Source organism: Aliiroseovarius sp. S1123 (assembly GCF_023015885.1).
GTDB lineage: Bacteria > Pseudomonadota > Alphaproteobacteria > Rhodobacterales > Rhodobacteraceae > Aliiroseovarius.
Genome location: NZ_JALKBE010000002.1, coordinates 18,847 through 43,616, shown reverse-complemented (window position 1 = coordinate 43,616; position 24,770 = coordinate 18,847). Strand labels below are relative to the sequence as shown.

Genomic DNA, 24,770 nt, shown 5'->3' with positions numbered 1-24,770 from the left:
ACAAGACTGATGCTGCCACATCGCTCTGATTTCCCGTCTGATTTTCTGTTCGGGGCCGCGACGTCCTCCTATCAGATCGAAGGCCACGCCAAAGGGGGCGCCGGGCGCACCCATTGGGACGACTTCGCTGCAACCCCGGGCAATGTCGCGGGGGCCGAGAGCGGCGCCATCGCCTGTGATCACCTGACCCGTCTGGACGAGGATCTGGACCTGCTGAAAGAGGCTGGCTTTGACGTCTATCGCTTCTCGACCAGTTGGGCCCGGGTCCTGCCCGAGGGACGCGGCACGCCAAATGCGCAAGGCCTGGATTTCTATGACCGCCTTGTTGACGGGCTGCTGGAACGCGGGATCAAACCTGCCGCGACCCTTTATCACTGGGAGCTTCCCTCGCCCCTGTCCGATCTGGGCGGCTGGCGCAACCGCGATATCGCCAGCTGGTTTGCGGACTACACCGAGGTCATCATGTCTCGGATCGGGGATCGTGTCTGGTCGGCCGCGCCGATCAACGAACCGTGGTGCGTCTCGTGGCTGTCGCATTTCGAAGGGGCGCATGCGCCGGGTCTGCGCGACATCCGCGCCACCGCGCGGGCAATGCATCATGTGCTGTTGGCCCACGGGCGTGCCACACAAGTGATGCGCGGGCTGGGCATGAGTAACCTTGGTGCCGTTTGCAACATGGAGTTCGCCGCCCCCGCGAACGAAACAGACGGCGCGCGGCGCGCGGCACAGGTTCAGGATGCAATCTATAACCGGTTCTTCATCTCGGGCATCACCAAAGGTTGTTACCCCGACGAGGTACTGGACGGCCTTGGCGCGCATTTTCCAGACAGGTGGCAGGATGATTTCGACACGATCACCCAACCGATCGACTGGATCGGCCTGAACTACTACACCCGCAAGCTCTATGACGCGGCCCCCGCCGGCGCCCCGTGGCCCGCCACGGTTGAGGTCGAAGGCCCCCTGCCCAAAACTGCCATGAACTGGGAAATCTATCCCGAGGGTCTGTCCTATTTCCTGACCATGATTCAGCGCGAGTATACCGGCGATCTGCCGATCTATGTGACCGAAAACGGGATGGCAGGGATCTCCGAACTGGCAGGCGATCCCCTGTCTGACCCGGACCGCATCACCTATCTGGCCGCACATTTGGCGCAGGTCCAGAACGCCGTTGCGCAAGGCGTGCCGGTGAAGGGCTATTTCACTTGGTCGCTTCTGGATAATTACGAATGGGCGCTGGGATATGCACCAAGATTTGGCCTGATACATGTGGACTGGACGTCGCTAAACCGTTATCCGAAGGCATCGTTTAGCGCTATCAGAGAGGCTTTGAACAGCTGATGCCACACCACTCGATCGTCGCGGATGTCGGCGGCACCAACACCCGCGTTGCCATCGCGCGCGACGGGCAGGTTCTGCCGGACAGCATTCGCAAGTTTGCCAATGCGGACCACGACAGCCTGACCGACATCCTATCGGCCTACCGGAACAGCCATGACACGGCGATGTTCGAGCAGGCCGCCGTCGCCATCGCCGGACCGGTGCGTGACGGAGAAGGACGCCTGACCAATCTGGACTGGGCAATAGATTGTGCCTCCCTGACGCAGGCGACCGGCGCACCGGATGCGCATGTGCTTAACGATCTGCAGGCGCAGGCCCATGCGATCGGAGCTCTTGACCCTGCAAAAGTCGAGGTCATCCGAGCAGGCCAAACCGCTAGCCCGGAGGCCGCACAGCTGGTGGTCGGTATTGGCACTGGGTTCAACTCGGCCGCGTCCTATCACACGAAAGCCGGGCGGCTTGTGCCGCCTGCTGAAAGTGGTCATGCCACCCTGCCCGTCAGCACCGCTGATCAGTTTGCTTTCGCCGAATATCTGCGCAGCCGGTTCAACCACGCAGCGATTGAAGACGCCTTGTCCGGGCGCGGGCTTGGGCATTGTCACGACTGGCTGCGTCACAGCGCGGGTCAGCCCACCGGAGCAAAATCCGCACAGGTTTTCGCTTCGGCGGACGACGATGACGACATGGCGAAGGACGCGATCAACCTGTTTAGCTGCATCCTCGGCACCGTGCTGGGGGATCTGGCCCTAACCAACCTGCCCTTTGGTGGGATCTATCTGGTGGGCGGGATGTCCCGCGCCATTGCGCCGTGGCTCGGGCAGACTGACTTTGAGGCCGCGTGGTATGACAAGGGGCGATTTGGTCCATTTTTGGATCAGTTTCCGATCCATCTGGTCACCGACGACTATGCCGCATTGACCGGATGTGCCAGTTTCTTGGAAGAGTTCCGCAACGCGCACTAGGCCGGTTTGGGTATGACGCGTCTATTCTGAACGACCCCGGAGGCATCCATGCTGGATTGGGCCATCTACATCTTTGCGATCCTTGTGTTTTTTCTGACGCATTCGATCCCCGTGCGCCCCGCGAACAAGGCTAGGGTCGTCGCTCATCTGGGCGCGCGCGGCTTCACGCTTGGCTATTCAATGCTGTCCATCGCAGCCCTTGGCTTCGTGATCCACGCATCCGGTCGCGCCCCAATTGTCGTGCTATGGCCCTGGGCACCCTGGCAAAACCACGTGACGCTTCTGACGATGGCGGTTTCCGTCACCATCGTTGCGCTCGCCATCGCGCGCCCCAACCCGCTGTCTTTCGGAGGGCGGGACAATCACAAGTTTGACCCGCAAGCCCCCGGCATCGTGGGCTGGATGCGCCACCCTCTTTTAGTCGCGCTTCTGATCTGGGCGCTGGGGCATCTGGTACCTAATGGCAATCTGGCACATGTGATCCTGTTTGGGATCTTCGCGGGGTTTTCAGCCCTTGGCATGCGGATCATTGACAGACGCAATCAAAGACTTCTGGGCCTCGAGAACTGGCAACACTTGGCGAACACGCAGCGTGACGTCAGCTTCACCAGATCAGGTCTGGGGCGCGTCTGCATTGGCATCTTCGTGTATCTTCTGCTCATACACTTTCACAGCGCGATCATCGGCGTGACACCCCTGCCCTGACCAGTTCGCCGCGTGCAACCGCCAAAGGCGTCAAACCGAACTCTTGCCGGAACGCTCGGGCAAAGGCGCTGGCATCCGCGTATCCTGATCGAAGCGATACTTCCGCAACCGACAATCCGCCTGCTTCCAACATCCGCCGCGCCGCATTCAGGCGCAGGCGTCGATAGACCTTGCGGGGTGATGCTCCGAAGTGGCGTTCGAAACGCGCCTCGAGATCGCGTTGCCGACAGCCCGACAGTCGCGCCAAAGCAGGAATGGTCAGCGGGGCCTCGATATTGGCTTCCATCGCGCGCAAGCATGTGTCCACACGGCGATCCGAACGTGCACGCGCGACGATCTGTGGCGCGGTGGCGTTCTCGGACATGAACATCTGGTTGATCTCTAGCAAAATGGCAGCTCCGTGATCCTGCCCGATCAACTCGCAGGTCAGCTCATACGCCGCCATCCCCCCGCTGCAGGTAATCCTGTCGCGATCCTGCAACCATCGCGCCCGCTCGACCTCGATTTCGGTGAAGTGTTCGGCAAAGGCATCCTGTAGATCAAAGTGAATGGTTGCACGATACCCATCCAGAAGCCCTGCCGCCCCTAACAGCCAGCACCCGGCATCCACCCCTGCCACGGATGAGAAACGCCCGGCCAATCCGCGTAGAACCTTGCGTGTCTGCGCAGTTGCGTGGCGAACATGGTCATAACTGGCCACAGCATAAACCACGTCCCCCTTGTCAATATCGACCAAACGCGCCGTGGGCATAATCGGCAAACCGCTTGAGGTATGCGCCACCTCATCATCCGGTGTCACAATGCGCCAGCGGTACGCCTCGCGCCCCAACAGCGTGTTGGTTGCGCGCAGCGGCTCCAACAGGTTTGCAAGCGCGAGGTTCGAGAACCTGTCGAACAGGAGAAACGCAATTTCACGCGTTCTGGAGTCGGATTTTGACCAAATCTGCATACTTACATCTAATTCCGCACAGAAACATCCGTCAATTCCCCCTGTGATGAACAGGTGAAATTCCGCATCAGGAGGAAACAGGATGCCGCTTGCCATGAACCGAGACGTTTTCATCACCTGCGCCGTGACCGGCTCGGGCTCGACACAAGATCGCTCACCCCATGTGCCGCGCAGCCCGAAGGAAATCGCCGACAGCGCCATCGCAGCCGCCAAGGCGGGCGCCGCTGTTGTGCACTGCCACGTGCGCGATCCCGAGACCGGCGCGCCCTCGCGTGATCTGAAGCTATACCGCGAGGTCACAGACCGTATTCGTGGCGCTGATGTAGACGTCGTTCTGAATCTGACCGCCGGGATGGGCGGCGACATCGTCTTCGGCCCAACCGAAGCCCCTTTCCCGGTGAATGAGGCCGGAACAGATATGGTGGGTGCAGCGGAACGCGTCGCCCACGTGGCCGAGTGTCTGCCCGAAATTTGTACGCTGGATTGCGGCACGATGAACTTCGCAGAAGCGGATTATGTGATGACCAACACCCCCGGCATGTTGCGCGCCATGGGGCAGATGATGACCGATCTAGGCGTGAAGCCCGAAATCGAGGCCTTCGACACCGGCCATCTTTGGTTCGCCAAAGAGCTGGTGAAGGAAGGGGTTTTGGAACCCAACGCCCTTGTTCAGCTGTGCATGGGCGTGCCGTGGGGGGCGCCGGATGATCTGAATACCTTCATGGCGATGGTGAACAATGTGCCGGACGACTGGACCTTCTCGGCCTTCGGACTGGGACGCAATCAGATGGCCTATGTGGCCGCCTCGGTTCTGGCTGGTGGCAATGTGCGCGTCGGGCTGGAAGACAACCTGTGGCTCGACAAGGGCGTGTTGGCCACCAACGCACAACTGGTCGAGCGCGCCCGCGGCGTGATCGAGGGCATGGGTGCCCGGATCATCGGCCCCGCCGAAGTGCGTGAAAAGCTGGGTCTGGTGAAAAGGGCGCCTGTATGAACGGGCTTGAAGGAAAGCGTGTTCTGATCACGGCGGGCGGCAGCGGTATTGGCGCCTGCTTTGCCCGCCGCTTCCACGCCGAAGGCGCGACGGTTGCGATTTGTGATATCGACGCCAAGGCATTGGAGGACACCGCAAGCGCCCTGCCCGGCGTGATCTCGGTCGCGGCTAATGTGACCCAGCCGGACGAGATGCAAGTGCTGTTTGACCAGCTCGATAGTGACTGGGGCGGCGTTGACATGCTCTGCGCCAATGCGGGCACCGGCGGTCCGGCTGGTCCGATCGAAGACCTGTCACTGGACGATTGGCGCGCCTGCCTTTCGGCCAATCTGGACGGCGCGTTTCTGGCCTGTGGATGGGCAGCACGTCATATGAAGGAACAAGGCAGCGGCAGCATGCTTCTGACCTCGTCCACGGCGGGACTGTGGGGATATCCGATGCGCTCGCCCTATGCGACGGCGAAATGGGGCGTGATTGGATTGATGAAAACGCTGGCGTCTGAGCTCGGCCCTTACGGAGTCCGCGTCAATGCGCTGTGCCCGGGTGCCGTCGAAGGCCCGCGCATGGAACGGGTTATCACCCGCGAGGCCAAGGCACACGGGCTGGACCCGGAAGAATTGCGCAAACGCTATGTCACGGGCGTGGCGATGAAAACTTGGGTCACGGCAGACGATTTGGCAGACACGGCGCTTTTCTTGGCGTCGGACGCCAGCTCCAAGGTCTCAGGTCAGGCCTTGGCCGTCGATGGACATACAGAAAGCTTGGTAGGATAGACGACAATGAAAGCAGCGATTATTGGCGGTGGCGTGATCGGCGGCGGATGGGCCGCGCGCTTCCTTTTGAACGGTTGGGACGTCGCCGTGTTCGACCCCGACCCCGAGGCTGAACGTAAAATCAACGAAGTTCTGTTGAACGCACGCCGCGCGCTTCCAGGGCTTTATGAAACGGCGCTGCCGACAGAAGGAAGACTTACCTATCACGCTGATCTGGCCGAGGCGGTAGCAGATGCGGACTGGGTGCAGGAAAGCGTGCCCGAACGGCTTGATCTGAAGCACAAGGTACACGCGAGCCTGATGGAACTGGCCCCCCTAACGGCCATCATCGGCTCATCAACTTCGGGCTTCAAGCCTTCGGAATTGAACGAAAAAGGCGCACGCGCGATTGTTGCCCACCCGTTCAACCCGGTCTATCTTCTGCCGTTGATCGAATTGGTTGGCGACGCAGAAACCTGCACCCGCGCAGCCAACATCCTAGGCGGCATCGGGATGTACCCCCTGAAGGTTCGCAAAGAAATCGACGCCCACATCGCCGACCGCTTCCTTGAAGCCGTCTGGCGCGAGGCGCTGTGGCTGGTCAAAGACGGCATCGCCACCACCGAGGAAATCGACGAGGCGATCCGCATGGGCTTTGGCCTTCGCTGGGCGCAGATGGGGCTGTTTGAAACCTACCGTGTGGCCGGTGGCGAAGCAGGTATGAAGCACTTCATGGCGCAGTTTGGCCCCTGCCTGTCGTGGCCCTGGACCAAACTGATGGACGTGCCCGAATTCACGGACGAGCTGGTGGACCTGATCGCGGGCCAGTCAGACGCCCAATCCGGCCACTTGTCGATCCGCGAGTTGGAGCGCCTGCGCGATGACAACCTTGTGTCCATGCTGCGTGCTTTGAAAGCCCGTGGTGATGGCTCTGGCGCGGGTCGCGTGATCCGTGAACACGAAGGGGGTCTGTGGCCTGCTATGTCTGACGAGACCCCGATGCGCACTGTCGCCCGTGACGTGCCGATCGATTGGACCGACTACAACGGCCATATGAACGAAGGGCGCTATGGACAGATCTTCTCGGACGCCGCTGACCGTATCATGATCCATGTGGGCGCGGATCCCGACTATATTGCCTCGGGCCTCAGCTATTTCACGGCGGAAACCAACATCAAATACATTGATGAATGCCATGCGGGCGAAGCGGTCTATGTGGATACGACCGTCACCCTTGGTGAAGGCAAGAAACTGCGTCTGTGGCACGAAATGAAACGCAGATCAGATGACGGCCTGCTGGCCACCTGCGACCAGTTCCTGCTGCACGTGGACCTGAACACCCGCAAATCCTGCCCGCCAGCCCCCGCCGTCGAAGCACGGGTCGAGGCGCTTGCCAAACTGCACGCCAAAGGAGACGCCTGATGCATTTCGGATTGTCCGACGAACAGGAAATGATCGTCTCGACCGTGCGGTCTTTCGTGGAAAACGAAATCTATCCGTTTGAGGCCGAGGTCGAGCGCACCGGTCAGGTGCCGCATGAGCTGGGCATGGAGATCAAGCAAAAGGTCGTCGACCTTGGCTTCTATGCCTGCAACTTCCCGGAGGAAGTCGGGGGTGCGGGTCTGTCCCACCTCGATTTCACGCTGGTGGAACGCGAACTTGGGCGTGGCTCGATGGCGCTGACCCATTTCTTTGGGCGGCCTCAAAATATCTTGATGGCCTGCGACGGCGACCAGCGAGAGCGCTACCTTCTGCCCGCCGTGCGGGGTGAAAAGATGGATGCGCTTGCAATGACTGAACCGGATGCCGGATCTGATGTGCGCGGCATGAAGGCCAGTGCGGTGCGTGACGGGGGTGACTGGATTCTGAACGGATCGAAGCACTTTATTTCTGGCGCAGAACATGCTGATTTCTTTATTGTTTTCATGGCTACGGGTGTGGATGAAACCCCCAGAGGACCGAAAAAACGCATCACTTGTTTCCTCGTCGACCGCGGCACGCCGGGCTTCGAGGTGCGCGAGGGCTATAAGTCCGTCAGCCATCGTGGCTATAAGAACTACGTACTTGATTTCGACAATTGCCGCCTGCCCGACGCTCAGGTTCTGGGCGAGGTCGATGGTGGCTTTGCGGTGATGAACGAATGGCTCTATGCCACGCGCTTGACCGTCGCGGCGTTCTGCGTGGGCCGCGCGCGACGCTGCTTTGATCTGGCGCTGGACTACGCCGCTGAACGCAAGCAATTCGGCCAGCCCATTGCCAAGTTTCAGGGCGTCAGTTTTCAGATCGCCGACATGATCACCGAGATCGACGCCGCCGACTGGCTGACCCTCTCGGGTGCGTGGCGGCTGGACCAGAACCTGCCCGCCAACCGCGAAATCGCGTCGGCAAAGCTTTATGCGTCCGAAATGCTCGCCCGTGTAACCGACGCCAGCCTGCAGGTCTTTGGCGGCATGGGGCTGATGGACGACTTCCCGATTGAGCGCTTCTGGCGCGATGCCCGAGTGGAACGGATCTGGGACGGTACATCAGAAATCCAGCGCCACATCATCAGCCGCGACCTGTTCCGGCCGCTGGGCGCCTAAGATGAGCCGTCTAGACCGGCTTCTGCGACCGCGTTCCATCGCCGTGATTGGCGGTGGATTCTGGTGCGCCAACGTGATCGAGCAATGCCGCAAAGTGGGCTTTCAGGGCGAGATCTGGCCCGTCCACCCATCAAAACCCGAGGTCGGCGGGTTACCCGCCTACCCGTCCATCGAAGACCTGCCCTCGGACCCAGACGCCAGCTTTGTCGGCGTAAACCGCAAGGTGACCATCGAGGCGGTTGCCGCGCTGGCTGCTGTCGGTGCAGGGGGCGCAATCTGCTTTGCCTCGGGCTTTCGCGAAGCCAATGCCGAGCTTCATGATGGTGAAGCGCTGGAGCAGGCGCTTCTGGATGCTGCCGGGGAAATGCCGATCATCGGCCCCAACTGCTACGGGTTTTTGAACCTTCTGGACGGCGCCGCACTTTGGCCCGACCAGCATGGCGCCAACCGCTGCGACAGTGGCGTGGCGATCATCACCCAAAGCTCGAACATCGCGATCAATCTGACCATGCAGAAACGCGGCCTTCCCGTGGCCTATGTGGTCACTGCGGGCAATCAGGCGCAAACCGGCCTGGCCGAGATTGGGCAAGCGCTTTTGGAAGATCCTCGCGTCTCGGTTCTGGGGCTTCATATTGAAGGGATTGGCGACCTGCGCGCGTTCGAGGCGCTGGCCGGGCGGGCGGCGGACCTTGGCAAACCCATCGTCGCGCTGAAGATCGGACGGTCCGATCAAGCCCGTGCCGCCACCATATCGCACACGGCGTCGCTTGCCGGCAGCGACGCTGGCGCAGTCGCGCTTCTGGAGCGCCTCGGGATTGGACAGGTGGATAACTTGTCTTCCTTTCTTGAGGCCTTGAAGCTTCTGCATGTCACCGGTCCACTCAGCTCTAACCGGATCGCCTCGGCCTCGTGCTCGGGCGGCGAGGCCAGCCTGATCGCCGATGCGGCCCATCCGCTCCGCGTCGAGTTCCCTGCCCTTATACCCGCCCAGTCTGACGGGTTGCGCACGGCTTTGGGCCCCAAGGTGTCGCTGGCCAACCCTTTGGACTATCACACTTATATCTGGGGCGATGTGGCGGCGATGACCGCAACCTTCACGGCCCTTATGCAAAACGATCTCGCGCTCGGTCTGGTGGTTCTGGACTTCCCGCGCGCAGATCGTTGCGACAGTGCTGAGTGGGACAAGGTGATCGATGCGGTCGAGGCCACTATGACCGCCACGGGGCGCCCTATGGGTATTCTGGCCTCGCTTACCGATACGATGCCCGAAGACGTGGCGCGGAACCTGATGACGCGCAGTATCGTACCATTTTCTGGGATGGCCGAGGCGATGGCCGCGATTGATCTGGCGGCGAACCTGCCCCCGGCACAGGCAACGCCCCTGTTTCTGGAGCCACCATCGGACGAAGGCACGACATTGTCCGAAGCCGACGCAAAGACCGCGCTGGAGGCGTTTGGACTGCGGGTGCCCGGCGCACAGCGTGTCCCCGCGCCCGACGCCGCCGCCGAGGCCGCCAAGGACTTGGGCTTCCCGGTCGTTCTGAAAGGCGAAGGCATCGCCCATAAGACCGAGGCCGGGGCGGTCGCGCTAAACCTGACCAGCGCCGACGCCGTCGCAGACGCCGCGCGCGGAATGCCCACCAACAGCTTCCTTGTCGAAGAGATGTTGACCGGCGTGCTGGCAGAGCTTCTTGTGGGTGTGACCCATGACCCCGCACACGGCTATGTGCTGACACTTGCGGCAGGGGGAACGTTGACCGAGATCTTGAAGGACAGTCGCTCGTTGCTGGTGCCTGCAAGCCGCGACCACGTCCGCACGGCGCTCGAACTGCTGAAAATTGCGCCCTTGCTCGCCGGGTATCGGGGCGCACTGCCCGCCGATATCGACGCTGTGCTAGACGCGGTTGACGCAATCCAGTCCTATGTAATGGCCAACCCCGTGGCCGAAGTTGAAGTAAACCCGCTTATGGTCATGGCAGATCGCGCCGTGGCTGCAGATGCCCTGATCCGCACCGGAGGAGACACATGACCGACCTGACAAACCTGACCGAAGGCCCGATCCGCACCGCCCGCAATGGCCATGTGTTCGAGGTCACGCTGGACCGCCCGAAGGCAAATGCCATTGACCTGGCTACCAGCCGAATCATGGGAGACGTCTTCACCGCTTTTCGCGATGATCCAGATCTGCGTGTCGCGCTTCTGACCGCCGAAGGCGAAAAGTTTTTCTGCCCCGGCTGGGATTTGAAAGCAGCCGCCGACGGAGATGCAGTGGACGGCGACTATGGCGTTGGCGGCTTTGGCGGACTGCAAGAGCTGCGCGGGCTGAACAAGCCCGTTATCGCGGCTGTGAACGGCATCTGCTGCGGGGGCGGGTTGGAACTGGCGCTGTCTGCCGACATCATCCTTGCCGCCGATCACGCAAGCTTTGCGCTGCCGGAAATCCGGTCGGGCACGGTGGCGGATGCGGCCTCGATCAAGCTGCCCAAGCGGATTCCCTATCACATCGCGATGGAAATGCTACTGACCGGGCGGTGGATTGATGTCGAAGAAGCTGCGCGCTGGGGTATGATCAACCATATCTATCCTGCCGCAGATCTAATGGCCGAGGCCCGCAAATTGGCCGAGCTTCTGGCGTCCGGCCCACCGCTGGTCTACGCCGCCATTAAGGAAGTGGTGCGCGAAGCTGAGGACATGAAGTTCCAGGACGCGCTGAACAAGATCACCAAAAGCCAGTTTGAAACGGTCGAAAAGCTCTATCGCTCGGAGGATCAGCTAGAAGGCGCACGCGCCTTTGCCGAGAAACGTGATCCGGTGTGGAAGGGCAAATAGTCCCATTCAAGACAAGTTAAAGGGCGGCTTTCATGGCCGCCCTTTCGGTTTTTCGCGAGTATGATTTATGCGTGCATCGCCGCTACGGCATCGGCCAGATGAACCTGCCCTGTGACTTTACCGGATGCGTCCTTGACCGGCACCATGTGCCCTTCTGCCCCATCGATCACATCCAGTGCGTCTTCAAGAACGGTTGTATCAGCAACCGTTCAGCGGCTTTTGAAGCACGCGCAGGCGCACCACTTTGGCGCGGTTGATCTCGCGTGTGAAGTCCGCGATATAGTCGCCTGCCGGATGCAACACGATGTCCTGCCCGTCGCCGGTCTGGATCAACGCTCCGTCCCGCAGGATGGCAATATTGTCGCCAATACGCAGTGCCTCATCTAAGTCATGGGTAATGAAGACGATGGTCTTGTGCAGCTCTTCCTGAAGCTCAAGTAAGATGCCCGGCATATCCATGCGGATGAGCGGGTCCAGCGCCGAGCTGTGCCAACAGTGAAGCATGGCAGGGGCCATCAATGCAACATGCACCACGCAAGTCATTGTTATAATTTGCTAAATGGAAATAGAGACGTCGAGCGACCTAGTTAGATTGCGCCTGACTGCTATCTTCATGCAGGCGCGACTAACGCAGACCTGCCTTTCTGGCATCCGCAGATAAGGTCTTGATCTGTGTCTGCGCGGTCATCGGATATGTCGCCCAAAAGCTCTCGAGCATGAAGGTGGGCTCGATGCTTAGAACCTCCTCCGCTTCCCATTCGGCCCCCGCAATGTCCCCTTGGCGCACCAGACATGCGGCCATGTATATGTGTGCCTCCAGGTTCGAGGGATTGCGCGTGGACGCTTCGCCCAGATTGATCATGGCCTGTGCACAATCATCTAGAAAATAATACGCCCGTCCCAGCAGAAGATAATAAAGATACCCTCCGTTCGGGCGCAGACGGATTGCCTCGCGCAATAGTGGGAGCGTGTCGGCAGGCTGTCCCGCGTATGTCCGAATACCCCCGAGCAGCGCCAACGCGTCAGCGTATCCGGGATCCCGCTTTCGCGCCTCGTTCAGGGCGGCCTCGGCCGCGGTGAAATTGCGCTTCTGGGTCTGAACGTATCCGATCACCCAATATTGCTCGGGCAGATTGGGATCAATGCTTAGCGCCGTTTCCGCCATCGCCTGCGCCTGTTCAAGAGCATGTTCTGTATCATTCACCCATCCGTTACGAAAATCAGCGGCATGGGTCAGGGCCAAACCGCCATAAGCCCGGGCAAAATTGGGATCACGAGTGATCGCTTGCTGATACAGCCTACGAGCGCGGGTGTTGCTTTGCGGGTCGCGCGGTAAAAGGGCCGCGCGGGCTTGCAGGAACAAATCATAGGCATCAATGCTATCGGTCAGTCCACGCGATTGGGCCGTCCGTTGCGCCAAGTCGATGTCAAGCGCCAAAGCTGCGACGATATCAGCCTCGATCAGGGCCTGAACCTCTAACAGATCTGAAAATGCGCGGTCATGTCGTTGGGTCGACAGGATCACACCCGTTTGGGCATCGCTCAGTCGTGTATCGATCCGAATGCGTTCCGCCGCACGCAAAACATTGCCTTCTAAATGAAAATCAGCGCTTGAACCGGCGTTCAACTGGGACGCCACGACCTGTTGCACCCCAACCAGCCCGTTCAGAATGGACTGTTGGACGCCCTGCGCCAGATAGTCTTGCGCGGGATCTCCGCTGATGTTCTGAAACTGTGCGACGGCGACGTGAACGCGGTCATCGGACTCTATGACGACTTCGGGCTCAGCTTCACCGGCGGGCCAATATGCGAAGAACAGGCCGGCAATCAAGACGAGCATTCCAGCCCCGGCGACAAGCATACTCCCTGACTTAGATCCCTCCGCGCGCGATGGCGCAATCGGTGACACATCGGCAATCAAGCGATAGCCGCGTTTTGGGATGGTTTCGATCACACGCGGGTTGCGGGCATTATCCTTGAAGGCTTTGCGGATCTTGATGATCGCATTGGTCAGACTGTCGTCGCCCACAATCACATCGCCCCAAATCGCATCCTGAAGCTGATCGCGCGACACCACCTCTCCGGCGTGGGCGAAGAGGTGAACAAGCACCTCCATCGACTTCGGTTCAAGCCGTGTGACCTGATCCCCCAACGCGATCTCGTTGGTATCAGGCGTCACAATGTGATCCAGCACAACGTATTGGGCATGATCTTCGGAGGACGACATAAGCACGCGCTTTCATAGAGTTTTTTTCATCATAGCGCAAAAAACGGAAAACCGTCGGAAAACCGTTGGGACTTTTTTCGTCGATGTTTTGCAGGCTTTCAGAAGAGTTTTGACAGGAGGACATACGATGACGGCGTTCAATGCTGAAACATACAAAACGACCACACATGCACAGTGGCAGGATGCAGCAAAAGCGTGGAATGATTGGGGGCGTGTTCTGAACGAATGGCTGGGGCCTGCGACCGAAACCATGCTGGATATGGCCGGAATCACGCAGGGCAGCCATGTTCTGGACGTGGCTGCGGGGGCTGGCGAGCAATCCCTTGTCGCTGCCGCGCGTGTTGGTCCAACGGGCCGTGTGCTGGCGACCGACATCTCGGAAAACATCCTAGAGTTTGCTGCCGAGAACGCACGTGCTGCAGGGCATGACCAGCTGGACACTCTGGTCGCCGATGGCGAGGCGTTGGACGTACCCCCGGCCTCGTTTGATGCCGCGATTTCGCGTGTCGGCCTGATCTACTTCCCGGATCAACAAGCCGCATTGGGTCGCATCCGCAGGGCGCTGAAACCCGGCGGGCGGTTCGCTGCGATGGTCTATTCCACGCCGGATCGCAACGGGTTCTTTTCGACCCCGGTATCCATCATCCGCGACCGCGCGGCCTTGCCGCCGCCGCTGCCCGGACAGCCCGGCCCCTTCAGCCTTGGTGGCGCGGGTGTGCTGGCAGACGTGCTGCAAAACGCGGGGTTCGACGACATCGAAGAGCGCGTGACCGAGGCGCCGCTGCGCCTGCCCCATGCCGCGGACTGTTTGCGGTTCGAAAAAGAAAGCTTTGGGGCGCTACACCAGATGCTTTCAGGCCTCAGCAAAGCGGAACAGGAAAGCGTCTGGGATGAAATCGCGGATGCACTGTCTGCTTATGAAACCAAAGACGGCTTTGTCGGCCCCTGTGAAATGGTCATCGTCTCTGGCCGCAATGGAAAGGACTTCCAATGAAAACCGCAGTAGTTCAGGAACCACCCGTCTATCTTGATCTGGCCGCCAGCATGGAGCGTGCTGTCGGATTGATCGAAAAGGCCGCCGCTGAAGGCGCCAAATTGATCGTTTTCCCCGAGGCCTGGTTTCCCGGCTATCCCACCTTCGTCTGGCGCCTGCCGCCCGGCGCGGGCATGGGAAAAACCGACGAGCTGTTTACCCGCATGCAAGCCAATTCCATTGATCTGAGCCGCGGGGGCATGACCCCGCTGCAGGACGCGGCACGCGAGCACGAGATGGTCGTTGTCGCGGGTTATCAGGAACTGGACGGAGCCGTGTCAGGCTCGACCCTCTATAATTCTTGCGTGATCATCGATGCGGACGGCACCATCGCGAACAATCATCGCAAGCTGATGCCGACCAACCCCGAACGCATGGTCTGGGGCTTTGGGGATGGATCAGGCCTTAAGGTGGCCGACACCGCCGTGGGCCGGATCGGCGCGCTGATCTGCTGGGAAAACTACATGCCCTTGGCGCGTTTCGCGATGTATGCCCAAGACATCGACATCTATGTCGCGCCCACATGGGACAGCGGCGACACATGGCTGGCCACAATGCAGCACATCGCGCGCGAAGGCGGCTGCTGGGTGATCGGCTGTGCGACGGCGCTTGAGGTCGCCGACATCCCGACCGACATCCCGCATTACGACGAATTGTTCCCCAATAAGGACGAGTGGGTGAACCCCGGCGACGCCGTGATCTACAAGCCCTTTGGTGGTATCGCAGCTGGCCCGATGCACCGAGAGAAAGGCCTGTTGCTGGCCGAGATTGATCCCGCCGAGGCCCGCGCCTCGCGTCGCAAATTTGACGTCGCTGGCCACTATGCCCGTCCGGACGTGTTCAACCTGTCCGTCAACCGTGCGGCGCAACCGCCTGCAACCTTCACCGATTAACCACCAAAAAATAAGGAGAACTCTCATGTCAGATCACACCTATGAAGGAAGCTGTTTCTGCGGAAAAGTCACTTTCTCGGTCAACGGCACCCCCGCCGGGATGGGCTATTGCCACTGCACGTCGTGCAGAACATGGTCGGCAGCGCCGGTCAATGCCTTCACGCTGTGGGACCCAGCCAGCCTGACCATCACCGCAGGCGAGGATCAGATCGCGACCTATGCCAAGACTGACCAGAGCCACCGGAAGTATTGTACATCCTGTGGCGGTCACTTGATGACGGACCACCCGGAAATGGGGTTGGTCGACATCTATGCGGCCATGTTGCCGGATCTAGAGTTCCAACCCGCCCTGCACGTTCACTATGCTGAGACCGTCCTGCGCATGCCCGATGGCCTTCCGAAATTTAACGACATGCCTTCAGAAGCTGGTGGGAGTGGGAAGGAGCTTCCAGAATAGCAGTGCCGTTAGTCGGTCATATCAATGACACTTGGTCAATCAAGCTCGTCGCCCCAGCCGCTTTGGCGCAGCGGGTTTAGGCCTTGTTTCGCAGAACACATTACCGACCGGACAGGCGCGAACGATCCATGCGCGCGCGGACAGCCGAAAGCGCGCGCTTCGCCAAACCCAACTTGGCCTTCACCATTGGGCCAAGCGACGAGCTGTCCTGCAAATCGCGAGTAAGCTTTTTTGCCGCCGCCGCTTCAGACGGTTGCCCCAATGCCGCCAAGCATTCACTGCGCAAGGAATGCACGCTTGGATCGGAGGGCGCCACCGACACGGCCATGTCGGCGACTTCAAGCGCCTCGGACATCCGATTACAACCGACTAGCGCCTTGCCAAATGCGACAAGCCCATTTGCATTCATGTAATCGCTCGTCATGATGTCATTGCGGAAGGGCAATGCCCGCTCGGGGCATCCCAAATTTGTGTAGGCTCTGATCAGCAAGGTCCGAACAGACGATGTGTTTGGATGCGCTTGAAGCACACGCTCGGCTGTCATTGCCAGCTTGGGCCAGGCCGCAATCCGAGCCAAATACCGCACCATCAAACGCGACAACCGCTGGTGCGTCGGATGCATCGCCAACCCCGCGCGCAACGCACGCTCACAGGCATCTAAATCTCCAAGTCGGAAGTACACACGCGCCTTTTGCTCATACACCGAGGGGTGGTCGGCCTGTAGTTTCGCAAGTCGGCGCAGAACATCTGCAAGGTCATCCTCGAACCCGGCTTTCTGGAACACGGACAGGAACCGAAGATCCAAAGAAAGTTGCCACGTTTCGCGACGGCGCGCCTGCAATAGCGCCTCTCGCGCGGCGACGCTGTCACCTTTCTGGAACAGAGCTTCCGCCAGATTGGCATAGACCCAGACCGGCTGGTCTTCGTTGTCATCAATCGCTTGCTGCAGGCATGAAATCTCGTATGGCAAATCCCCTTCTCGCGCGGCCCGCCGTGCATCAAACCGCAAGAATTGCGCCTTGTCCGGCGTCAGAGCATCCGGACCAAGCGCCGTCATCTCTTTCAGCAGGATTGGCACGATCTGGCGCAGACAAGGCTCTTTCACAAAATCAAAATGGTTGAATGGAAGATTATAGCAGCTCACTCCACCCGTTGCGATTTCGCCCCAGCCACAGGTCGGGTCAGACCGATAATGGGCATCGTTTTCCGACGACCGGATATAGACCAGACGCGTGGCGATCGGCTTGGCTGCATTGGCTCTTAGTATTTTATCTAATAACCGCTTTCTACTTGTGGCGGCCCAAGGCCCTTGCGCGATGCCAAAAAGCCGACGGTCCAGATCCGCCTCGTCGTCCAGAACCACAATCAGGGCCGGAGGGGATCCGCGCCGGGCAAGTTCATTGCCAACAGCGAGCGCTGCATGCGCCCCAAGCGAATACCCTAACAGCACGCAGGGACGGTTCGGATAGTGTCGCAGTATTGCTTCGGCATTCGATCTTGCCAGATCTTGCGCCGAGCGCACACCGTCACTCATGAGGCTACCTGCGCGGACCTGAAGCGCCGCAACGGGTTGATTATCAGGCAGGATTCCCGCGGCTGTGACGGCAAATGCAGCCTCGCCAGTGCGTCCATAGGTGCAGATAAGTGGGGGCCCGTCCGTCCCGTCCTGTACAACAGTCAGAAACGTGCGGTCGTCACCTTCCGGGCTTTCCACGGACCCCATTTCCGGGTCGCACTCTTGCATCGCAGACACAATGCGGAGTGAAAGCTTCTCGGCTGTATCAAGCGCCATAAACTCGGCAGCCGACAGCGAAACCCCGTATTTCTGCTCAATTTCCAGAATGGTTTCGATGACAGTCAGCGAGTCACCGCCCGCGTTCAGAAACCCTTCGCGTGCGCCGAAATCAGAACGCCCAAGCGCGTTTCGAAATACGGAAAGAAGATCTTCCCGGATTGCATCCACGCCGATCAGGGCAGGAGTTGTAACGTCAAGTTCAGGCATCCGCATACCGTAAAGACAGGTCGCGCCGAGATACTTTGCCGTTCGCGTTGGTCGGAACATCAGGCACAACGACAAGCCGCTCTGGCATCCCCCAGCCAGCGATCTGTGTGCCTGCACCCTCGCGGATATCTTGGACACTGCGTGTGGCACCATTGCGCAGGACAATCAGAGCCACGATCTTTTGCCCCAGTTTTGGGTCTGGCACACCAAAGACAACCGCCCGTTGGACATCTGGATCACGCTCAAGGGATTGCTCGATGACCTTGGGGTCCAGCTTTTCGCCGCCCCGGTTGATAACCTCATCCGCGCGGCCCGCGATAAACAGAATGCCTGCATCGTCTACAAATCCCCGGTCCCCCGTCAGGAAACGTCCCTCTTGATCGAACCGCGTCTCTTTCTCTGCCCCGACAATAGCGTTTACATACCCGCCCCGCAGAGCAATGCGCCCGACGGACCCAAGGGGCAAAGCCACGCCGTTTTCATCAACGATATCAACGCACCAAGGCGCTACAATACGTCCAACAGCGCCCGGTTCGAATTGCTCTTCTGACCCGTAGGCCGCCACCTGCGGCGACACCTCGGTCATTCCGTAGTTGGTACCCAGACGCGCCCCGAACATCGCATGCAATCGGGCCCGCAGCGTATCGGGAATGGCCTCTCCGGTGGCGTGGAGCCTTTGCAGCACACCCGGTTCAGGCCGCCAGCCTCTTGCGTCGCAATCGGCGAGAAGTTTCTGAAGGATAGTCGGCGTCGCGGTCATGCTGGTCGGCTTCAAGGTCTCGCAACAGTTCTGCATATCCGCAAAGCGATAACCCGGGGCCACGATCACCGCCCCTCCGCGCTGCAGTATCGGTAGCGAGGCCCGCACATAGGCGAATAGATAGGTGAAGCTCATCACGCAAATGGCGCGATCCCCCGGCCCATAGCCATTTAGCGCGCCGTGGGTCGCAACGTTGCGATCAAGGCTGCGTTGCGTAATCGCCACGACTGTCGAGCTTCCTGTGGTCCCAGAGGTCGAAATGTACAACGCCACATCATCCAGCCCAGCCTGCGCCCGTGACGGATTATCGACCCGCCGATGCGGCGTCAGACACACGCCAGCCGGACTGGAGGGGTCTGTTTCGACCGCGACATAGCAAATGCCGCGTGCCTCGGCGATTTTCCAGGCTGCCGAGACAGGCCGGTGCGCACCAATCACGACCGAGATGTCCAGCTTTTCAACCATCTTCTCGAAGGTATCTACCGCGGCGGTCGGGTGAATGGGTAGAACCGCAGACATGCTCATCAGCGCCAGAAGGACCGTCAAGGTCTCTGGCCCGTCTGTCAGACACACCGCGACCCGTGTGTCGCGACCTATGCCAAGCGCACGAAATTCCGTGACAAGCGCGCTGACACGATCGGCCACCTCGGCATGTGTCATGGCCACGCTACCAGACATGTTAAAAAGTGCCGGCGCATTCCCATACACTTCTGAATTATCTTCAACCCAATCCGCTATCGCCCGTTCGGACGAATGTCGCGCCAGAATTGTATCCACACGTCCACCCCCACGCCACTCAGGTCATGCAAAAAGACCTGATCATGCTCGACCTCATGTTTAACGCAATTCGTCAACGCGCTCTAGCTCACAATTGCGACACACCACGCGCGGCCAGCAATTGGGGTCGGCAACCGGCGAAGTAAGTGGCGTAGCAGTCAGAGGAGTTCGCACTTGCAGGAGCGAGATTTTAACGCGGTTGTTCTACCACCGGATATCCTCTCGTCTCTCCCCGGTCCTCACATTGCAGCACCGTACGAGCGCAAGTTACTGGAAAACAAGTGGGCTACGGTTCATCGCACCCAAGCTTGCGCAGGGTCTTCTTCACAATAGATGCGAAGATGATCGATATCATCGATTTTAGCTCGATTCTGCTTAACCTGAACCCCCTCGTCCTTCAGCCGGGCAAAAGCTCGGCTTAGACTTTCGGGCTTCATACCAAGTCGCCCGGCAATCAGGATTTTGTCATAGGGAAGCACGACTTCGCATGCCCCGGTCTGGCACTCTGCAAGTTCACAAAGAAACTCGGCGACCCTCTGGGCACCGGTGCGCGCTTTCAAAGCTTCGATCTGAGAAACGAGGTTGTGCAAGTGCACAAAAGTGGCGGACAGCAGAGAAATTGCGGTTTCGGGCGTTTCCCGGATGCGCCGCAGATAGTCCTCGGCGTCGATGCGCAAAAGCGTGCATTTCGTCACAGCTTCTGATGACACCGGGTACACATCGCCACGAAAGGCCAAAGCTTCGCCAAAACTGCGTCCTTTGGTGAACACCCCCACGACAGCTTCGGCACCACTTGGCGCAATACGATAAAGCTTTGCCCAGCCATCTACCACTATGAAGATTGCGGTCGCCCGTTCGCCCTGCAAAAAGACTGTTTGACCGCGGTCATAGTTGATCACGCTGGCACGCGAGAGCAATGCCTCGGCATCATCCGCCGGCATGCTGCTTAACAGCAAAGACTGATGCGCCACCGCCTTATGCTCAGGCTGCATATCTGGCTCCCTTAACCTGGAATATTATGAATACGCCGTTCCACGGCAGAATTGCAACCAGCCAACATGGAACATGTGGCTGGTGCAATAGCCCGTTAGACCAATTTCAACTGGCCCTACAAGCGCAAACTGAGCGGGTGTCTATGCCTGCTCGAAATACTCTAAACGGGCGCCTTTAAAGGCCTGAATAATGTCGACCGAACGAGATGCCGGCACGAGACAAAGTGCAGTGGAAAGCCCATCTGCAAGAACCGCACGAGGTGCGGATACCGAGGTGATCTTCGCGCGAGCGCGGGCTCCTGTCGGGGTCAAGATATGACCCTGTTCCATCCCAATGGTCATCGCATAAGGAACAGACGTTGCGACGGCCCGGTCTTGCGCGGTCAACCGGTGCACGAGCGTGCCATTGGGCAGCGACACCCCAATGGTCCAAGGGCCGCTTGGCCCGCTTCCGACAGCTGCAATTTCCCCCATATCGACCAGAACGTTTTGAAGGTCGTGGCGTTTCAGAAGATCGACGACAGCATCTGTCACCGCGCCTTGCGCAATACCATTCAGGGTCAACGCGCCTGCCTCTGGAAGGCGAATACTGCTTTCGTCATAACGCACGCGCGACCAGCCGACCGCTTGCTTGGCCCGCGAAACCGCGTCCGCATCTTTTTTCAGCGCAATGGCGCGCCACAAGGGCTGAATGCTGGGGTCGAACGCACCGTCGCTGGCCGTATGCAGTGCGCTGCACAGGCTGAGGACGGACAGCAGCTCGGGGGACGGGGTCGGCAACTGCCCATCCCGGTTCAGACGGACCAGTTCTGACGAAAGGTGATACAGGCTGAAGATCGCCTCCAATCGCGCCAACTCGGCTTCTACGGCCTTGAAAATGGGCTGTGCCGCGTCATCGTTCAGACCGACCAATTGCATCGACACAGGTCCGCCCAACGCTCGCCCGGTCCAACGCGCAACTGAAGACGCCGCAGCTGCACTTGGTATAGCCATGGCAGCGGCAGTGATGGTCAGGAAACGACGGCGATCAAAGCGGGTCATGATGGGGTCTCCAAGGTAAGCGTCAGGTCAACGGGGGCCAGAACGGCGTCGTCAGGAATGGCGTCCAGCGGCAACACCTCGCCGCCATAGATGTCGACAAACGCGGTAGCGGCGTCGGGACTATGGAAGGGCACGATTTCGGGGGCACCCATACCGCCCGCAACCGGTGCACCGACCACGAAGCTGGCCTCGCCAACCGGGATCCAGTTCGAGATACCCGGCTCTGACCAACTTGGGGCCGACCCCATGTCGCTGACATAGACGGCGGTAATTTCGGCGTCCCGCTCGGGGCTTTTCAGATAGGCCATCAGGTCACGCACCTGCGCGAAGAACAGAGGTGCAGGGTGGCCGTCCAAGTGGATTTGCCCTTTTGGGCCACCATGTTCGGCAATGTTCATCTGGCAGAAATAGCTAAGCGCTTGTTCCGTCAGATCGACGGGGGGCGGAGGCGCCTTTGCCTCGTCTTCATTGCAGGCAGCCAGCGTGAGGGCCGCAAGAAAAATCAAGCGTTTCATGGTTCAACCCTCTTGAAAGCAGCGCGGGCCAGAAGGAAGGCCAGAACGGGCCAGATGAGCAAGGATGCCGGCGCGGCCCAGGCGGGCAATGTCTGTGCGGCCCCTGCCATGCCAGACGCAAGCGCAACACCGTCAGAGGCTGCGATGTTCCAAACTCGGAACGCATCCGCCGGGTTCGCCACCATCAGCCACGGGAAGATCGTGCGGGTGAAGTTCCCTCCGCCATCCATCACCACGGCGCCCAAAAGGCCAAGGTCATAAAGCACAACGAACACCAGCCACAGGCCGGCCGACAGACCAGCCGCAGCGGTCGCGCTGCGCGACAGGGCCGAGACGAGGTAGCCAAGCCCAAGGAAAACAGCACCCAGCAGGATCGAGGTGGCGATCAGGCGGGCCAATGCGATCAGGCTGTCGGGCCCTGCCCCGCCGGACCACGCGGCAATCGCGCCGGCCGTACCGAAGCCAACCGTCATGGCAAACCCCAATGCTGCCAGATGTGCCGCAAACTTGCCCAGCAGGATTTCCCCGCGCCCAGCCGGGTAGGACAGAAGCAGCGACAGGCTGCCGCGTTCAGCTTCGCCCGCGATGGCGTCGAAGCTAATCATCAGCGCCAGAAGCGGTGCGAGGTAAACGGACAGGGTTGTCATCGAGGTGACCGAAATGGTCAACATATCAACGCCCAACGTGCCCGTGGGCGCGCTGCCTGCAAAGGTCAGGGCCAGTGCAAACAGAACCATCACGATCGTCGCCATCAAGAGCCAACGGTTGCGGCGCAGGATCAGCATCTCGGTCGCAGCGATCGACAGGAAACGGGTCATTGCATCCCCTCCTTGGCATAGTGGCGATAAAGGTCTTCAAGCCGTGGCGGCGTCATTTCAATGTCCGCGACAGCATCACCCATCGCGGCCACGTCCCGCAGTCGCGCCATTTTCTGGTCCGGAGTGCAGAGGACCTCAACCGAGGCGCCATTAATGCGAGTTCCGCCCATCGTTTCGGCGATCTGGTCTGCGTGGGCGCCGGTCGCGCGGATACGCAGTTTGGTTGGTAGGCCAGCTTTGGCCGACAGTGCCTCGAGCGTATCATCGGCCACTTTCACACCCTTGCGCAGGATGGCGATGCGGTCAGTGCGGGCCTCGACCTCGGTCAGGGCGTGGCTGGCAATCAGAACGGCAGTGCCTTGCGCGGCCAGCTCGTCAATGATGGCGTAAAGGTCTTGGCGTGAGATCGGGTCGAGACCGCTGGTGGGTTCATCTAGCAGCGCGACTTTCGGCTGACCCAGAAGCACCTGTGCCAACCCCAGACGCTGGCGCATGCCTTTGGAGTAGGCGCCAATTCGACGGTCCATCGCATCGCCCAGACCCACACGATCCAACAGCCCCGGAATATCAGCACCCTGCCCGTCGAGGCGGGCGAACAGCGTCAACTGTTCGCGGCCTGTCAGGGCAGGATGGAAGCTGACCGCTTCGGGAAGGTAAGCGGTCGAGCGGCGGGCCTGTGAAGAGCCGGGATGCGCGCCATCGACGCGGATCCGGCCATCAGTGAGGGGGGTCAGGCCCAAAATGGTTTTGATTAGGGTGGATTTCCCTGCCCCGTTATGTCCCAAAAGCGCCACGCGCTCGCCGGGGTTCACGGTCAGGGACACGTCATCCAGAACAGTCGTGCGGCCACGATCTTTCCGAACGTTTTCAATGGTCAGTGCGTTATCCGTCATGGGGCACCTTTGCGATTGCAGGCGGTGTTGGGGCCTGCATAAGTGGATGTGAATCCACCACCCCGCCCGGCAAAAGCGCGGGGAAAGCGGATTGAGACCAGCGCACCAGCTGAACAGCCGGTGAGCCAAGAAGCATTTTTGCGGCAGGTTGGGTCCACAGCACATGATCCATGCTGTCATTCGGGCGATAGGGCGCGTCGGCCACGCCGTCTCCGTCCACGTCAAACGCGGCGAAGTCGGACCAGTGGTTGCCCTGCCCGTCCTCGGACCATTCGACCCATTTGGTCGACACGTATTTCACCTGCGTACGGTTGCCGATGAAGCTGTTGCCCACGATCCGGTTGTCATCGGATCCAGCAGTAAAGTGAATGCCAATCCCGCAGCCCTGAAACCAGTTGCCCGAGAAGTCATTTTTGTTCGAATTGTAAAGGAACGTGCATTTCTCGGTCGCGTTCTTCACATAGTTTCCGGTGATCACGCTGCGGTTGGCATAGTTCAGCATCACACCATGATCGCGGTCGTTGATGGACACGTTGTCCGTAACCTTCACCCGGGTCGAGAACATGACCGCGTAGCCAAGGTGGTTACCGATCGAAACATTGCCCGACACTTCGGTGTTGTCGGCATACATGTAATGCACGGCAAAACGCAGATCGCGGAACGTGTTGCCCCGGAAGATGTTCCTTTTCGACGAGTTGACGAAGATGCCATCGCGGCCCCAGCGGACCTCGTTGTCTTCAACAATCGCGCCGGGGGCGTTCCAAACATAGATGCCGTTGCCGCGCGCGTTCATGTGGCGGTCCTGACGGCCCTCGATCCGGTTCCCAGACACCAGCGCATCCTCGGCGCCGTGAACATCAATTCCGTAAAGATTGCCCAGAAGCACATTGTCACGAACGATGGGCGCATCTGCGGTTTTCAAAAGCTGAATGCCTGAATCAATCCCATCATGCTCGGACCCCGACCCTGTCACGGTCAGCCCCTGAACGGTCACGTTGTCACCGGTCACGGTGATCACGCTGCCATTGCCCTGCCCGTCAATCGTGGCCGCGCCGCCGCCGTCCAGCGTCACGGATTTGTCCAGCACTACGGTTTCATAATAGGTTCCGGGCCGCAGGCGAAGCGTGTCGCCTTCTGCGGCCCGGGAAAGTGTTTCTGCAATGGCCCCCGGCCGATTGGGAACATCCCATTCGGCTGCCTGCGCAAGGCTGGCAGTGAAGACAAGTCCAAGGGTCAGGGGCCACCGCATCA

Annotated in this window: 22 protein-coding genes and 1 pseudogene; 12 read left to right on the top strand and 11 right to left on the bottom strand. The window is 59.9% G+C overall.

Going from position 1 to position 24,770, the window contains the following annotated elements; genetic code table 11:
- Positions 1–9 precede the first annotated feature (9 nt).
- From MWU53_RS03645 to MWU53_RS03635, 3 genes are read left to right on the top strand one after another with little or no spacing between them, the layout of a single operon-like run.
- A complete protein-coding gene (locus MWU53_RS03645; protein WP_247090611.1) occupies positions 10–1,338 on the top strand; it encodes a GH1 family beta-glucosidase in 1,329 nt (442 codons plus the stop codon).
- On the top strand, positions 1,338–2,300 hold the full coding sequence (locus tag MWU53_RS03640) for a glucokinase (RefSeq protein WP_247090609.1): 963 nt from the start codon (positions 1,338–1,340) through the stop codon (positions 2,298–2,300). The genes MWU53_RS03645 and MWU53_RS03640 overlap by 1 nt, the downstream gene beginning before the upstream one ends.
- Before the next feature lie 48 nt (positions 2,301–2,348).
- Positions 2,349–3,005, top strand: coding sequence for an NnrU family protein (locus tag MWU53_RS03635; protein ID WP_247090607.1), 657 nt, complete (start codon positions 2,349–2,351; stop codon positions 3,003–3,005).
- On the opposite strand, the gene MWU53_RS03630 is transcribed toward MWU53_RS03635, so the two are convergent.
- Complete coding sequence (locus MWU53_RS03630) at positions 2,980–3,954, bottom strand: helix-turn-helix domain-containing protein (protein ID WP_247090605.1); 975 nt, start codon at positions 3,952–3,954, stop codon at positions 2,980–2,982. The two genes, MWU53_RS03635 and MWU53_RS03630, sit on opposite strands and share 26 nt — an antisense overlap.
- Positions 3,955–4,036: 82 nt before the next feature.
- Here MWU53_RS03630 and MWU53_RS03625 point away from each other — a divergent pair, with 82 nt between their 5' ends.
- From MWU53_RS03625 to MWU53_RS03600, 6 genes are read left to right on the top strand one after another with little or no spacing between them, the layout of a single operon-like run.
- Positions 4,037–4,948 (top strand): 3-keto-5-aminohexanoate cleavage protein, encoded by a 912-nt coding sequence (locus tag MWU53_RS03625; RefSeq protein WP_247090604.1) that lies wholly within the window; start codon positions 4,037–4,039, stop codon positions 4,946–4,948.
- Positions 4,945–5,721, top strand: coding sequence for an SDR family oxidoreductase (locus tag MWU53_RS03620; RefSeq protein ID WP_247090603.1), 777 nt, complete (start codon positions 4,945–4,947; stop codon positions 5,719–5,721). The genes MWU53_RS03625 and MWU53_RS03620 overlap by 4 nt, the downstream gene beginning before the upstream one ends.
- Before the next feature lie 6 nt (positions 5,722–5,727).
- A complete protein-coding gene (locus MWU53_RS03615) occupies positions 5,728–7,122 on the top strand; it encodes a carnitine 3-dehydrogenase (protein ID WP_247090601.1) in 1,395 nt (464 codons plus the stop codon).
- Positions 7,122–8,282: an acyl-CoA dehydrogenase family protein gene (locus MWU53_RS03610; RefSeq protein WP_247090599.1), complete on the top strand. Its 1,161-nt coding sequence runs from the start codon at positions 7,122–7,124 to the stop codon at positions 8,280–8,282. The genes MWU53_RS03615 and MWU53_RS03610 overlap by 1 nt, the downstream gene beginning before the upstream one ends.
- 1 nt (position 8,283) lies before the next feature.
- On the top strand, positions 8,284–10,311 hold the full coding sequence (locus MWU53_RS03605; protein ID WP_247090597.1) for an acetate--CoA ligase family protein: 2,028 nt from the start codon (positions 8,284–8,286) through the stop codon (positions 10,309–10,311).
- A gap of 14 nt (positions 10,312–10,325) precedes the next feature.
- Positions 10,326–11,111, top strand: coding sequence for a carnitinyl-CoA dehydratase (locus MWU53_RS03600; protein ID WP_247091731.1), 786 nt, complete (start codon positions 10,326–10,328; stop codon positions 11,109–11,111).
- A 210-nt stretch (positions 11,112–11,321) separates the two neighbouring features.
- Here the strand turns inward: MWU53_RS03600 and MWU53_RS03595 are convergent.
- Together MWU53_RS03595 and MWU53_RS03590 are read right to left on the bottom strand one after the other, a co-directional pair.
- Positions 11,322–11,594, bottom strand: a pseudogene (locus MWU53_RS03595) (glycine betaine/L-proline ABC transporter ATP-binding protein); the annotation flags it as partial.
- A gap of 142 nt (positions 11,595–11,736) precedes the next feature.
- On the bottom strand, positions 11,737–13,338 hold the full coding sequence (locus MWU53_RS03590; RefSeq protein WP_247090596.1) for a winged helix-turn-helix domain-containing protein: 1,602 nt from the start codon (positions 13,336–13,338) through the stop codon (positions 11,737–11,739).
- Positions 13,339–13,465: 127 nt separating this feature from the next.
- On the opposite strand from MWU53_RS03590, the gene MWU53_RS03585 reads away from it, so the two are divergent.
- From MWU53_RS03585 to MWU53_RS03575, 3 genes are read left to right on the top strand one after another with little or no spacing between them, the layout of a single operon-like run.
- Positions 13,466–14,332 carry a class I SAM-dependent methyltransferase gene (locus MWU53_RS03585; protein WP_247090595.1) on the top strand — a complete coding sequence of 289 codons (867 nt, stop codon included), beginning with the start codon at positions 13,466–13,468 and terminating at the stop codon, positions 14,330–14,332.
- Positions 14,329–15,264 (top strand): carbon-nitrogen hydrolase family protein, encoded by a 936-nt coding sequence (locus MWU53_RS03580; RefSeq protein ID WP_247090594.1) that lies wholly within the window; start codon positions 14,329–14,331, stop codon positions 15,262–15,264. Before MWU53_RS03585 ends, MWU53_RS03580 begins: the two co-directional genes overlap by 4 nt.
- Positions 15,265–15,289: 25 nt before the next feature.
- Positions 15,290–15,721, top strand: a complete 432-nt coding sequence (locus MWU53_RS03575) for a GFA family protein (RefSeq protein ID WP_247090593.1) — start codon at positions 15,290–15,292, stop codon at positions 15,719–15,721.
- A 100-nt stretch (positions 15,722–15,821) separates the two neighbouring features.
- Here MWU53_RS03575 and MWU53_RS03570 read toward each other — a convergent pair whose 3' ends face one another.
- The 8 genes from MWU53_RS03570 to MWU53_RS03535 form a co-directional block, all read right to left on the bottom strand.
- On the bottom strand, positions 15,822–17,723 hold the full coding sequence (locus MWU53_RS03570) for a phosphopantetheine-binding protein (RefSeq protein ID WP_247090592.1): 1,902 nt from the start codon (positions 17,721–17,723) through the stop codon (positions 15,822–15,824).
- Positions 17,716–19,260 carry an AMP-binding protein gene (locus MWU53_RS03565; protein ID WP_348647021.1) on the bottom strand — a complete coding sequence of 515 codons (1,545 nt, stop codon included), beginning with the start codon at positions 19,258–19,260 and terminating at the stop codon, positions 17,716–17,718. Before MWU53_RS03565 ends, MWU53_RS03570 begins: the two co-directional genes overlap by 8 nt.
- Before the next feature lie 293 nt (positions 19,261–19,553).
- Positions 19,554–20,252, bottom strand: coding sequence for a Crp/Fnr family transcriptional regulator (locus tag MWU53_RS03560; protein ID WP_247090590.1), 699 nt, complete (start codon positions 20,250–20,252; stop codon positions 19,554–19,556).
- Positions 20,253–20,393: 141 nt separating this feature from the next.
- A complete protein-coding gene (locus MWU53_RS03555; protein WP_247090588.1) occupies positions 20,394–21,293 on the bottom strand; it encodes an FAD:protein FMN transferase in 900 nt (299 codons plus the stop codon).
- Positions 21,290–21,808, bottom strand: coding sequence for a nitrous oxide reductase accessory protein NosL (locus tag MWU53_RS03550; protein WP_247090586.1), 519 nt, complete (start codon positions 21,806–21,808; stop codon positions 21,290–21,292). Before MWU53_RS03550 ends, MWU53_RS03555 begins: the two co-directional genes overlap by 4 nt.
- Positions 21,805–22,626, bottom strand: a complete 822-nt coding sequence (locus MWU53_RS03545; RefSeq protein WP_247090585.1) for an ABC transporter permease subunit — start codon at positions 22,624–22,626, stop codon at positions 21,805–21,807. Before MWU53_RS03545 ends, MWU53_RS03550 begins: the two co-directional genes overlap by 4 nt.
- Positions 22,623–23,519, bottom strand: a complete 897-nt coding sequence (locus tag MWU53_RS03540; RefSeq protein WP_247090584.1) for an ABC transporter ATP-binding protein — start codon at positions 23,517–23,519, stop codon at positions 22,623–22,625. The genes MWU53_RS03545 and MWU53_RS03540 overlap by 4 nt, the downstream gene beginning before the upstream one ends.
- On the bottom strand, positions 23,509–24,768 hold the full coding sequence (locus MWU53_RS03535; RefSeq protein ID WP_247090583.1) for a nitrous oxide reductase family maturation protein NosD: 1,260 nt from the start codon (positions 24,766–24,768) through the stop codon (positions 23,509–23,511). The genes MWU53_RS03540 and MWU53_RS03535 overlap by 11 nt, the downstream gene beginning before the upstream one ends.
- Positions 24,769–24,770 lie beyond the last annotated feature (2 nt).